Source organism: Lacticaseibacillus jixiensis (genome assembly GCF_042847315.1).
In the GTDB taxonomy this organism is placed as follows: domain Bacteria; phylum Bacillota; class Bacilli; order Lactobacillales; family Lactobacillaceae; genus Lacticaseibacillus; species Lacticaseibacillus jixiensis.
This window is the reverse complement of the sequence record NZ_BAAFPR010000004.1, coordinates 115,564-128,492: the sequence shown is the minus strand read 5'-3', so window position 1 is coordinate 128,492 and position 12,929 is coordinate 115,564. Positions and strand designations below refer to the sequence as shown.

Annotated in this window: 11 protein-coding genes; 5 read left to right on the top strand and 6 right to left on the bottom strand. The window is 52.8% G+C overall.

All coding sequences use genetic code 11. The annotated features are described in order from the left end of the window. The first annotated feature begins 52 nt into the window (after positions 1-52). From ACGG90_RS03935 to ACGG90_RS03925, 3 genes are all read left to right on the top strand, one after another. Positions 53-1,336 (top strand): glycoside hydrolase family 28 protein, encoded by a 1,284-nt coding sequence (locus ACGG90_RS03935; RefSeq protein ID WP_390406119.1) that lies wholly within the window; start codon positions 53-55, stop codon positions 1,334-1,336. 259 nt (positions 1,337-1,595) lie between these two features. Further along, on the top strand, positions 1,596-2,264 hold the full coding sequence (locus ACGG90_RS03930) for a VIT1/CCC1 transporter family protein (RefSeq protein WP_390406116.1): 669 nt from the start codon (positions 1,596-1,598) through the stop codon (positions 2,262-2,264). Between the two features lie 9 nt (positions 2,265-2,273). After that, entirely contained in the window at positions 2,274-2,978 is a 705-nt protein-coding gene (locus tag ACGG90_RS03925; protein WP_390406113.1) for a VIT1/CCC1 transporter family protein, read from the top strand. A 1,238-nt stretch (positions 2,979-4,216) separates the two neighbouring features. Here the strand turns inward: ACGG90_RS03925 and ACGG90_RS03920 are convergent. Further along, positions 4,217-4,588: an ArsR/SmtB family transcription factor gene (locus ACGG90_RS03920; protein WP_390406110.1), complete on the bottom strand. Its 372-nt coding sequence runs from the start codon at positions 4,586-4,588 to the stop codon at positions 4,217-4,219. 237 nt (positions 4,589-4,825) lie between these two features. On the opposite strand from ACGG90_RS03920, the gene ACGG90_RS03915 reads away from it, so the two are divergent. Beyond that, on the top strand, positions 4,826-5,848 hold the full coding sequence (locus ACGG90_RS03915) for a branched-chain amino acid aminotransferase (RefSeq protein ID WP_390406107.1): 1,023 nt from the start codon (positions 4,826-4,828) through the stop codon (positions 5,846-5,848). A gap of 368 nt (positions 5,849-6,216) precedes the next feature. Here the strand turns inward: ACGG90_RS03915 and ACGG90_RS03910 are convergent, their stop codons facing one another. The 4 genes from ACGG90_RS03910 to ACGG90_RS03895 all read right to left on the bottom strand — a co-directional run bounded on the left by ACGG90_RS03910 (position 6,217) and on the right by ACGG90_RS03895 (position 9,756). Continuing rightward, positions 6,217-7,050 (bottom strand): YitT family protein, encoded by an 834-nt coding sequence (locus tag ACGG90_RS03910; RefSeq protein ID WP_390406104.1) that lies wholly within the window; start codon positions 7,048-7,050, stop codon positions 6,217-6,219. A gap of 42 nt (positions 7,051-7,092) precedes the next feature. Continuing rightward, positions 7,093-8,985, bottom strand: coding sequence for a fructose-1,6-bisphosphatase (locus ACGG90_RS03905; protein WP_390406101.1), 1,893 nt, complete (start codon positions 8,983-8,985; stop codon positions 7,093-7,095). A 77-nt stretch (positions 8,986-9,062) separates the two neighbouring features. Next, entirely contained in the window at positions 9,063-9,269 is a 207-nt protein-coding gene (locus ACGG90_RS03900; protein ID WP_390406099.1) for a helix-turn-helix domain-containing protein, read from the bottom strand. A gap of 10 nt (positions 9,270-9,279) precedes the next feature. Further along, positions 9,280-9,756, bottom strand: a complete 477-nt coding sequence (locus tag ACGG90_RS03895; protein WP_390406096.1) for a DUF2975 domain-containing protein — start codon at positions 9,754-9,756, stop codon at positions 9,280-9,282. A 249-nt stretch (positions 9,757-10,005) separates the two neighbouring features. Here ACGG90_RS03895 and ACGG90_RS03890 point away from each other — a divergent pair, with 249 nt between their 5' ends. Further along, positions 10,006-12,063, top strand: coding sequence for an AAA family ATPase (locus ACGG90_RS03890; protein ID WP_390406093.1), 2,058 nt, complete (start codon positions 10,006-10,008; stop codon positions 12,061-12,063). Positions 12,064-12,122: 59 nt separating this feature from the next. Here the strand turns inward: ACGG90_RS03890 and ACGG90_RS03885 are convergent, their stop codons facing one another. Continuing rightward, positions 12,123-12,926, bottom strand: a complete 804-nt coding sequence (locus tag ACGG90_RS03885; RefSeq protein ID WP_390406090.1) for an ABC transporter ATP-binding protein — start codon at positions 12,924-12,926, stop codon at positions 12,123-12,125. Positions 12,927-12,929: the final 3 nt, after the last annotated feature.

Below are 12,929 nucleotides of genomic sequence, written 5' to 3'. Positions count from 1 at the left end.
GTATACCGTTAAAGTGTGTGAACGTTAACAGCAACCTGAAGGAGGAAACAACATGGCTGGTGTATTAGAAGTGACAGCATTCGGCGCCAAAGGTGATGGTCAACATGACGATACTGCTGCGTTTCAAGAGGCGATCAAAGCAATCGACATTCAAGGCGGCGGTGAGCTTAGCGTGCCTGCAGGGACTTATCAAGTCGGTGCCCTCACCTTGTGTTCGCATTTGGTCTTAACCATTCAGGCCGGCGCTAAATTGGCCTTCATTCCTGAAGTCAACTTGTACCCGGTAGTGCAATCGCGCTGGGAAGGCGTGGCGCGCCCAGTTTATCAAGCTTGCATTTACGGCAAGCACCTGGAAGATGTCACCTTGCAAGGCATGGGCGTTATCGACGGTAATGGGCAGCCTTGGTGGGACGCTTTTGCCAAGCAAGACCTCGCTTATCCGCGGCCTTATTTGGTGTCACTGGAACATTGCCAACACGTGCGGGTGCGGGATTTGACCTTCACCAACTCACCGGCTTGGACGTTGCATCCCATGGAATCTCGCGATTTGGTGTTTGATGGGGTCACGGTGCGCAACCCGGCTGATTCACCGAACACCGATGGCTTAGACCCTGAGTCATGCAACGATATTCGCATCGTCAATTGCGAATTCGACGTCGGCGACGATTGCATCGCCGTCAAAGCCGGCACTGAGCAAACCGCGATCAAAAGTCCTTGTGAAAACCTGGTCATCGCCAATTGCAACATGCGCCGCGGCCATGGTGGCGTTGTGTTAGGCAGTGAAATGTCCGGCGATATTCGCCATGTGGTCATCACCAATTGCACCTTCGACCACACTGATCGCGGCATCCGCATGAAAACGCGGCGCGGCCGCGGCGGCGTGATCGAAGACGTCACCGTGTCAAATATTGTGATGAGCCACGTGTTGTGTCCGCTTGTCATTAACAGCTATTATTATTGCGGCCCTGCCGGCAAAGAGAAATACGTCTGGGACAAAGCCGCTTATCCTGTTGATGCGCGCACCCCGCAATATCGCCGCTTGAACTTCACGAACCTGATCGCCACTGACATCCAGTCTTGTGCCGGGTTCATTTACGGCTTGCCGGAAGCGCCAATTGAAGATTTGCAAATCACCAATTCCCAATTCTTCATGGCGCAATCGGCAACACCTGTTGAACCGGCCATGATCGCCGATGCCCCAAAGCTCAGCGCTGCTGGTTGGTTCATTGAAAACACCGACCGGACCCGGATCCAAAATGTCACCATCTTCGATCATCAAGGTGCCTATTGTGTCAACAACACCAATAACCTCAACAGTGCGATCAGCGAACCTTAACTGCAACCGCACTAATGCCGCCGCCTGAGTCATCAGGCGGCGGCTTTTTGACGATTCAAAAGATAGATACGCACAATCTAGTTGAGCGGATGTTCAACGTAAATTTAGTTGTACAAGCCTTTAACTGGGCAATCAGACGGATTATACTAATGGCATTATGGTGCTGGTGAAATTGTGAATAGAAAACTTTACAAGATTGCTGGTCCGCCGTATAATTGGAACGTTGTTTAGAATCATTATAATCTACGGAGGCACACATATGAGCTTAGCAGAAAAGATCAATGTGATGCGGGCCAGCGTTATGGGGGCAAATGACGGTATCCTTTCAGTTGCAGGGATCGTCATTGGGGTGGCCACGGCCACCAGCAATCGGAATGCAATTTTACTGGCAGGGTTGTCGGGGATGTTAGCCGGCACTGTGTCAATGGCGATGGGTGAATACGTCAGCGTCAATTCGCAGCGCGACGGCGAGAAGAACGCCGTGATCAAAGAAAGCCGCGCGCTGGATAATGATTACGACCAAGAATTGGCCTTCATCCAGAACAAATATATCCAAACCGGCATCTCCCCGGAACTGGCTGCGCAAGCCACCAAGGAAATGATGCAAGACGATCCGCTGAATGTCGCGGTACGCGAACGCTACGGCTTTGATTCACATGCCCAAACCAGCGCGATTGCCGCGGCGATCGCATCGATGATCTCGTTTCCCATTGGCTCGATCTTGCCGCTGGTGGCGATCACCTTCTTGCCTGCTGCCATGCGGGTGTGGGGCACGATCATTGCGGTGATCATCGCCCTTTCCATCACCGGCTACACCGCCGCGGCGTTAGGCAACGCCAATCGCTTCAAGGCGATGGTGCGCAATGTGGTCGCTGGGATCTTGACTATGGCCGTCACCTACGTCGTCGGCTCACTGTTTGCCCGTTAGGAGGCCGCTATGAAAACTCAAGCCGTTCATCCTACCAAAATCAAACAAAAGCAAACCATGGCCGAACGCGCCAACACCTTGCGTGCCGGCGTGCTTGGCGCTAATGACGGGATCTTAACCGTCGTTGGGGTGCTGTTTTCCGTGGCTGCTGCCACCACGGATCACTTCACCATTTTCATTGCCGGATTAGCCGATCTCTTAGCTTGCGCGTTCTCCATGGCCAGTGGCGAATATGCCAGTGTCAGCTCGCAAAAAGACACCGAACAAGCCGTGGTTGATGAAGAAAGCCGCAAATTAACCGCCGATTACGCGTCAGAATTTCAAGCTGTGGTGCAGCATTACGTCGATCGCGGCGTGACGCAAGCCACTTCCGAAAAAATTGCCAAGCAACTGATGGACCAAGACGCCTTAGGCACCGTGATCAATGTGAAATACCAACTGCAGCTGGGACATTACATGAATCCTTGGGACGCCGCCTTCTCCAGCTTGGTCGCCGCAGCCAGCGGCGGGATCTTTCCGCTGATGGCCATGACCTTCTTGCCAGGCACATGGGCTTGGCCTGGCACGATCATTGCAGTGGTCTTGACCAGCTGCTTGACTGGGTTCTTATCCGCCAAATTCGGCGATGGCTTAGTCAAAACGGCTGTGATCCGCAATGTGATCATCGGCATCATCACCATGGCCATCCACTACGGCATCGGCCAGCTCATGTAACCAAAGCGGAGCAGCCCGAATTTAGCGGGTCAATTAGCCTAGCCCTCGTGCTTGCGGCGTATTTTGCCGCGAGTGCGGGGGCGTTTGCTTTGCACGGCTCAATGAAAAACACAGCGTAAAAGGCTTGCTTTACCATAGTCTCAGGTTTTGGCAAAGCCCGGACAGGCATTGCTCCGGCGCGCGGGGAAAGCGGCGGTGCAGGCAGTGCGGCCGGCTCCAACCACGCTGCTAGCTCCGCTTCGCTCCACGTCGACGCGTGTTTTCCGCCTAACTTTTGAGCTTTGCACTCGCCTGCGGCTCGCCTTGCAAATCTCAAAAGTTGCCGCGATCAGCCCAGCGAGCCAAGCACAAACCACTTGTCTCACTCGGCTGATCGTTTCACGGCCTGACCGCCGCTTTCCCCGCGCACCTCCGCAATCCCTGTCCTACCATAGTCGACTCAGAATCGTGCTTGGCTTGATTAACGAGCATCAACAAATCGCATTTACTAACAGTTAATTTGTTGATTAAACACGCCAAGAAAAGCACAACTAGCCTACACCAGGCGAATGTAGCTCTAATGACCTAATTGCCGACTCCAGCTTAAATCAACGGAACAAAGTTATGATGCCAGAGGAAAGTGCAAGCCAAGGGATAACATTCAGGCATGTATTGCCCAAGTGGCGTTACGCTTTATCCACAACCGTATTGTTTTGCGAGGCGCGACAAAGAACCACAGCATACAGCGCACATGAGTTGCTCCGAATGCAACTGCGGATCTGATAATCAAATAGTGCTTGCATCCACTCCCTCCAGAAAGTGTTGGTCATCCTTCAGCCTCCAACAACCTAACCTGATCCCAATTTCGTAGGACAGGGGTGGCGTAGGTGCGTGGGGGCCGCGAGACGGTCAGGCCGTGAAACGATCAACGCGGTGAGACAAGCGGGTTGTGCTTGGCTCGCTGCGTTGATCGCGGCAATTTCGGAGACAGAAAGGTGAGCGCAGCGAACCCTGGCTCCGAAATTAGGCAGAAAACGCGCGCTCCTCAGCGCGGTTGGCGCCGGCCGCACCGCCTGCGCCGTCTCGCGGCTCCCACGCGCCGAAGCCACCCCTGTCCGGACCTCACCCGCCTGCGCCGTCTCGCGCCCCCCCACGTGCTGAAGCCACCCCTGTCGTGCTGAAGCCACCCCTGTCCGGACCTCACCAGAAACCAAAACGGCACTGCATCATCAAGATGCAGTGCCGCTTATGTTCTGCCGTTATTTCTGGGCCTGTTGCCGCTTCAAGGCAGTGGTCAAACGCTCCAAGCGGTGGATGGTGTCATCCAGCGTGAGGTAGTAGTACACCACATTGCCTTCTTGCTTGGAATCCACCATGCCAATATCCTTCAGGGCTTTGAGATGATGCGAGGTGGCCGGCTGCGATAAGCCGATCTCCTTGGCCAAATCATTGACCCTCAAGCCCCCTGAATGCGTCGAGGTGCCTAAGATCATCAATAAGTGCTGGCGATTCTGATTAGACAAGGCATTGAGATGCCCGATGTCGGCCTGGAATTCCTGCAACGCTAATTCTTGCGCGGTAAGCTTTGCTTCTGCTATGGTGATCACCTTCTTAATCGATAATGAATTCATTTAAGAGAATTGACTTCTTCACCATATTTTACCCCATTATGAGGAAAGGTGGGCATTTTTTTACAGATAATCTCATGTTTTATAACGGCAGCTGTCGTGACGACCCCGCAGAATCCGGCAGCTGGCTTTTTTCTGAAAAAAATCCCCGAAAACTTCCCTGAAAAGCTTGCAATATTCCTCATTGTATTTTAATATTTATCTAATGTTAATCTGACATCTATGAAAAGAGGACTTATTATGGCTGTTAATATCGATTGGGATAATCTCGGTTTCGACTATATGAACCTGCCTTATCGCTACATTTCTTACTGGAAAGATGGCAAGTGGGATGATGGGCAATTGTCCACCAACAACATGTTGACCATCAACGAAAGCTCCCCGATCTTGCATTATGGTCAAGGCGCCTTCGAAGGTTTGAAGGCTTATCGGACTAAAGAAGGCAAGGTGCAATTGTTCCGGCCAGACCGCAACGCTGCGCGCCTGCAGAACTCTGCTGACAAGATGTTGATGCCGCGCGTGCCAGTCGACACTTTCATTGATGCGGCCAAGCAAGTCGTTAAAGCTAACGAAGACTATGTCCCACCATATGGCACTGGTGCCACTTTGTATTTGCGCCCGATCTTGATTGGGATCGGTGAAAACATTGGTGTTGCGCCTGCCAAGGAATACTTGTTCACCATTTTCGCGATGCCAGTTGGTCCTTACTTCAAAGGCGGCATGGTCCCAACCAAGTTCATCGTGGCTGACTCCTTCGACCGCGCAGCTCACTTTGGTACTGGTGGTTCCAAGGTCGGCGGCAACTATGCGGCTTCCTTGCAAGCCGGCAAGTATGCCCATGAACATGGTTATGGCGATGCGATCTACTTGGATCCAATCAACCATGAAACCATTGAAGAAGTCGGTTCTGCGAACTTCTTTGGGATCACCAAAGACGAGAAGCGCCTGTTGACGCCTAAGTCCCCATCGATTCTGCCTTCCATCACCAAGTACTCGATTCTGCAAATTGCCAAGGAACGCTTCGGTTTGGAAACTGAAGAAACCAAGATTTCCATCCACGACTTGGACCAGTTTGCTGAAGCCGGCGCCTGCGGGACTGCCGCAGTCATCACGCCAATTTCCTCCATCACTTACGGCGACAACGTGCATACCTTCGGCGATGGCAAGACTGGTAAGTTGACTGAAGCCATCTACAACGAACTCACCGGGATCCAATTCGGCGACGTTGAAGCCCCAGAAGGCTGGATCTACCCAGTTGACTAATATTTAGCCCGACTAAAGGCGGCTCACGAAAAAATGTGAGCCGCCTTTTTTGTATGGCCGTAGCGGAGCAAAGCGTTCTTATATCACGCCGCGTTGCACCACGCAGCTCGACGAAAAAACCAGAGCGGAGCAAAGCGTTCTTAGCGGTGGATATAAGATGGGATGACGCAAAGGCGGTTTGTGCCTTGGCGGCGTCACAGCTTATATCACGCCGCGTTGCTTTGCGCAGCTCGACGAAAAACCAGAGCGGAGTGGCGCGCTCTTAGCGGGTTGGGTAGCCTAGCCGGCGTGCTTGAGGCGCTTCTTGCCTCGAGTGCGTCGGCGTAGCTAGCCGCACCCGCGTTGCGCCACGCAGCTCGAGGAAACCCTCAGTTTAATCTTCCGCCATGTACTTCAGTGGCTTCTACTGCCAAGATAAACGCAGCCGGATCGATGACGCGCACGCGGTCGATCAACTGCTTGAAATCAGGCTGTTCCACCACCACCATCAACATTTCGCTGGTTTGGCCAGAATAGCCGCCAACTACCGATTGCACAGTTAACCCATGCGCGGCATCAGCTTGCAAGGCCGCTTTGATCGCGGCGATGTCAATGGACATGATATAGACGGCTTTCTTGCGGTCGAAGCCGGTTTCAACATAAGTCATCACCAAGCTGGTCAAACCAATGGCAAACACTGCCAACACAAAGGCTTCGATCCCAGAAACAAACAAGTTGCCCACACACACCAGCAGATCAATGGCAAACAGCCCCACTGCCGGCTTGATGCCAAAATATTTCTTCAACACCATTGGCGGAACGGTGGTGCCGCCGGAGCTGGCGTCGATTTGATAATTCAACCCCACCCCGATGGCAAAAATCACACTGCCGACGATCACCGCCAGCAATTCATCTTGCACCACCTTGATTTGCGGCACCAGCGCCAACATCACCGGCAACACCAAACTGCCGAGCAGAATGCGCTTGGTGGTGCCGCGATCCAGCAGCCAATACGCCAATGCCAACATGCCTAGGTTCACCGCCAAGGTCGTGGCAAAAAGCGGCACCCCAAAGGCTTCTTGACCCAGAATGGCGATCCCAGTGGCACCGCCGGCAGCCACACCATGTGGGGCGTAGAACATATTAATGGAAACGGCGATCAGCGCCAATGCGATCAGCATCGCCAGATAACGGACGACGGGATGGGTCAGATATTTGCTCATGGCTCACCTCAATCTATTAGTTACCTTAAGTGTAACAAAGGTTTACAGCTTTGCCAAACGCGCTGATAACCGTTTGATCTGTTGGCGCAATTGTTCACCAATATCGGTTTGCGCCACCGTCCGCCGCACCGCTTCGGTTTCCACCACGCGCTTGGTTGAAATAATATCCGTCAAATCCGCCAAGGCTTGGGCTTTGGACACAAATGGCTGATGGGTCACCAGCTGCATGCCGTAAGAGTTATCCAACAAGGTATAGCCGCCGATGCCGGTGGTTTTCTGATACGGGCGCGAGAAGCCGCCGTCAATGACGATCATTTTCTTATTGGCCATGATTGGCGACTTGCCTTTGCGCACCGGGGTGTGGCCGTTGATCACATGGCCCAACTCCGGATCCAAAGCAAACGCCACCAGCAGCTTGCGCACGAAGGCTTCATCATGGCGCAGGCGATAATAGGGATTGGGATGTTCGTCATGGGTTTCTGGTGCATCAATAAAGTAGCGTTCAAAGGTGGTCATGTCGTGCTTGCCAAATAATGGCGAATACGGCCCGGTCCACAAATACCACAACAGATCGGTGGCCAGATCCCCTTGTTGTTTGGGATTAGCATAAGCCAAGCGCAAATTAGCTTCCAACATTTCAAACAACTGGCGCCCGGCATAAGTCGTACCATTGATCGTCAAACCCACAAAATTACCGTCATCGTCCACTGGTACGCAGCCATGCAGCAGCAGGTTATGGTTATAGCGCAAATACATGCCGCCGTGGGCCACCAAGAAGTCCATGTGGCGATGCAGCTTCTCAGAATGCGTGAAAGCTTGCACCAGCTGCTCGACCACTTGCTGCTCTTCTGGCAATAACTGGTAAGGATCATCAGGATCAACAGTCACAAAACAGCCATCATGCAGCGGATAAGTCTTGCCGTGCAAGGTAATTGTTGTTTGATCGTGGTTCATTTTGTCCAGCAACAAGCGATGCTGCATGGCAAACTCCGGCCGGCGGTTGATCACCGGGCCTTCCAGCTTGAATTGAATGATGGCGATGGCCTGATGGATCTTGGTGATCTCCAACAGCTCGTCTTGTGGCATGTTGCGTGCTTCATGCGGGCGAAACGCCGGATTATCATCGTAATAGCGCTCCGCCAAGCGCGCCAAATGCCGCAAGTTGATACCGTAGCGATCTTCCAGGATCGATAAGTTATTGTAACGCGCCGAGATGCGGATCAAATTGGCGATGCACAGCGGCGACCCAGCCGCTCCGCCAAGCCACAAGATGTCGTGATTGCCCCATTGAATGTCGACATGCTGGCGATTGATCAAGGCTTCCATCACCAGATCCGGTGCCGGACCGCGATCATAGATGTCGCCGACAATATGAATATGATCCACCGTCAAATGCTGAATCGTGATGCAAGTGGCTTCGATCCAGTGGTCAACTTGCTTCAAAGCAATCAAGTTGTTGATGATCGCCCAATAATAATCCGACTTGTCCGTATCTTGCGCCGAATTATACAACAGTTCTTCAGTGATATAGGCAAAATTCGGATCCATGGCCTTGCGCACCTTGCTGCGGGTGTATTTCGTCGCCGTGAATGCCAACAAGCGCACCAAACGCGGCACGGTGGTCAAATACCACTGGGTCAAAGTTTCGCCGGCAAAATCATGATGGCGCGCTGCCAGGCGTTCTTTAGGGTAATACACCAAGAACGCCACTTCTTTAAGTGTGCTTTCAGTCATTTCGCCATGGAAACACTCGCGGATCTTAGCCAATACATTACCGCTGCCGTTGCGCAGCACATGTTGAAAGGCGTTATATTCGCCATGAATGTCGCTCATGAAGGCTTCGGTGGGTTTAGGTAGATTCAAAATCGCCATCAAGTTGATCAGCTCGGTGGTGATTTCAGGGACAGTTTGATAAGGTGCAGTCGGGTCGGTCATCGAATTCCTCCAATGTAGGTATACCAATCTTAGTTATTGTCCCCATCATACCACAATTCTCGGCTTAAGGAAAACGGTTACTCCTCAGGTGTAAATGCCAACAGATCCCCTGGCTGACACGCCAAAGCCTGACACAGCTTGCTCAGCGTTGAGAAGCGGATCGCTTTGGCCTTGCCGGTTTTGAGAATCGACAAGTTGGCCATAGTCATATCGACCGCTTGGGCCAATTCCGTCAGCGTCATCCCCCGCTGTAACAAGAGCTGATCTAAATTGATCGTGATCATCTTGCGCCTCCTATATCGTCAGTTCGTTCTCGGTTTTATATGCCAGCGCCTTGGCCCACAGCTGCTCCAACACCGCTAAGAAAATGGTCACCATCAGCGGCAGCGCCACCAAACCGCTGGCCATTAAGATCCCACCAGGCGCGTCTTCTTGCTGCATGGCCACAAACACTTGCGGCATGATCAGCGCCAAGCCGACGGTGATGCCGGTGGTGCACCACTTTAATTGGCGCAAGTTCGCCACGGCCAATTGCGTAAACGCCGTATCGGTTTCCACTCGCCGCAACAAGCGCCAAGCACACACCAAAGCCGCAAAGAAACACACCACGGCAAAATACAACCCGCCAGTCAGCACCCATGCCCATAACGGTGCGTGATAAATCGTCGTTAACCGATTCGGCATGCGCCAGAAGAAGCCACCGGCAAACAAAGCGATCACCAACCCGGCGATCACCAGCATCGCTTTAAGAAACGTTGTTCGAATTTTCATGTTCTTCACCTCGGCAATAGTATACCGGCTGGTTTATCGATTATCAATAAGAAATTATCGATAATCAATAAACATTGGGTACACTGGAAAAAGTTCAAAAAAATTAGCACTCTCCTTGACAGAGTGCTAAGATGGTGCAATAATATATTATGTAAACAAGAGAGCCACAGCGGTTCGATCATATCAGAAGGCGCACTGCTGTGGTTGGCGGTGCGTTTTTAGATGCGCCGTGTTAAAGGAGGAATATTTATGGCGAACTACAATGATCCATTCGACGACTTCTTCAATCAGTTTCTAGGCCAACAAGGTTTCAACAATCGGCCGCGCTATGTCGTCAACGGCCATGAGGTCACCCCTGAAGAATTACAAGCGGCGCAACAACAAAGCCAAATCCCGGTCGCAACTAAAGAAAAGGGCAAAGGCGATATCTTGACGCGCTTAGGCCGCAACTTGACCCAAGCGGCCAAAGACGGCTTGCTGGATCCGGTGATCGGCCGAGACAAAGAGATCCAAGAAACGGCTGAAGTCTTAAGCCGCCGCACCAAGAACAACCCGATCTTAGTCGGCGATGCCGGCGTTGGCAAAACGGCCGTGGTTGAAGGCTTGGCTCAAGCCATTGTCAAAGGCAACGTGCCTGCTGCCATTCAAGACAAGCAAATCATTGCCATTGACTTGTCGCAACTGGAAGCCGGCACCCAATATCGCGGCAGCTACGAGAAGAATATCCAAGACTTGATCAAAGCGGTCCAAAAGGCCGGCAACGTGATCTTGTTCTTCGACGAGATCCAACAGATCTTAGGCGCCGGCGCCACTGGTGAAGGCGGCGGCAAAGGCTTGGCTGATATCATCAAACCAGCCTTGTCACGTGGTGAATTAACTGTTATCGGCGCTACCACCCAAGATGAATACCGCAACACGATCATGAAAGATGCAGCGTTAGCCCGGCGCTTCAATGACGTTACCGTCAACGAACCAAGCGCTGACACCACCTTCAAGATCTTACAAGGCTTGCGCAAGTTATACGAACAACACCATCACGTTACCTTGCCAGACGACGTGTTGAAGGCTTGTGTCGCCTATTCTGTGCAATACCTGCCGCAACGCAGCCTGCCGGATAAGGCCATCGACTTGCTTGATATGACCGCAGCGCACTTGGCCTCCAAGCACCCAGTGGTCGATAAAGTGACCTTGGAATCCCGCATCAAAGACCTCACCCAGCAAAAAGACGCCGCCGCTAAAGCCGAGCATTTCGAAGACGCCGCCAAGCTCAAGCAGCAGCTGGATGACGCCAAGCAGCAGCTCAACAGTTCAGACGCTCAGCCGCAAGCCGTCACCGCTACACCTAATGATGTGGCCCAAGCCGTTGAACGCCTCACCGGCATTCCAGTAGCGCAACTAGGCGACAGCGACATTCGCCGCTTGCAACACCTTGGCGATCGCTTGAAGAACAAAGTCATCGGCCAAGACGAAGCGGTGAACATGGTGGCCCAAGCCATTCGCCGCAACCGGGCCGGCTTTGACGATGGTGAACGCCCGATCGGCAGCTTCTTGTTCGTCGGCCCGACCGGCGTGGGTAAAACGGAACTAGCCAAGCAATTGGCCTTAGACATGTTTGGCAGCAAAGACGCCATCATTCGCTTGGATATGTCTGAATACAGCGACCGCACCGCGGTTTCCAAGCTGATCGGTACCACTGCCGGGTATGTGGGCTATGACGACAACGGCAACACCTTAACCGAACAAGTTCGCCGCAACCCATATGCGATCATCTTGCTGGATGAAATCGAAAAGGCTGACCCGCAAGTGCTGACCTTGTTGCTGCAAGTCTTAGATGACGGCCGCTTAACTGATGGCCAAGGCAATGTGGTCAACTTCAAGAACACCATTATCATTGCCACTTCCAACGCCGGCTTCGGCAATGCTGCTTTAACTGGCAAACAGGATGCTGACACCGACTTGCAAACCAAGCTGGCACCGTTCTTCCGTCCAGAATTTCTCAACCGCTTCGACGGGATCGTGGAATTCTCGCATCTGACCAAAGACGACTTGGCGAAGATCGTCGACTTGTTGTTAGATGACGTCAACACGACTTTAGCCAAGAAAGACATCACCTTAACCGTCAGCCCAGCTGCCAAAGACTGGCTGATCACGCAAGGTTATGACGAAGCCTTAGGGGCTCGTCCATTGCGCCGGGTGATCGCCCAACACATCAGAGATCGCGTCACCGACTTCTACTTGGCGCATCAAGACGTGCACGCCTTAGCCGCTGACGTGAAGGACAACGATATCCAAATCACCGCAGCCTAATATGTCAGGCACAATAAAATGGCCCGCAAACACAAATGTGCTTGCGGGCCATTTTGGCGTTAGCTGAGCAATACCGCGTCGTCGTTGAGCGCTTTACCAGAGCGTTCTTTGAACATCGTCAACAAGTCAGGCACCGTCAGGCCGTTCTTCTCGTCGCCTTTCAAATCAACGGCGATTTGGCCGTGATCCAACATGATCAAGCGGTTGCCATAGCGCAAGGCGTCTTGCATGTCATGGGTGATCATCAAAGTGGTGATATGCTGAGCGGCGACGAGTTGTTCGGTAAGCTGCATGACCGTCGCTGAGGTTTGCGGATCCAAGGCAGCGGTGTGTTCATCCAGCAACAACAGCTCAGGCGCCTTTAACGTCGCCATCAACAAGGTGATGGCTTGGCGCTGGCCGCCGGATAACAAGCCGATCGCCGTGCCTAAGCGCGTTTCCAAACCGAGGTTTAAGCTGGCGAGCTTCTCTTGAAACAACTTGCGGTCGCTGTGGCGCACGCCGGCACTCCAGAAGTTGCGCCAAGTGCCGCGCTGCATCGCCAAGCTTAAGTTCTCTTCCACCGTGAGCATCGGCGCGGTGCCAGACAACGGATCCTGGAACACACGCGAAATCAACTTGGCGCGCTTGGCCACGGATTGATACGTCACGTCTTTGCCAGCGATTTTGACTTGGCCGTGCGTGACTGGCAAAGATCCCGCTACGGAGTTCAACAGCGTGGACTTGCCGGCGCCGTTACCGCCGATGATCGCCACGAAGTCGCCTTCTTCAAGGGTTAAGTTGATCCCTTTAAGGGCGTGGTTCTCGTTAACCGTCCCTTGGGCAAAATATTGATGTAAATCTCGTACTTCTAAGGCTGGCATCGA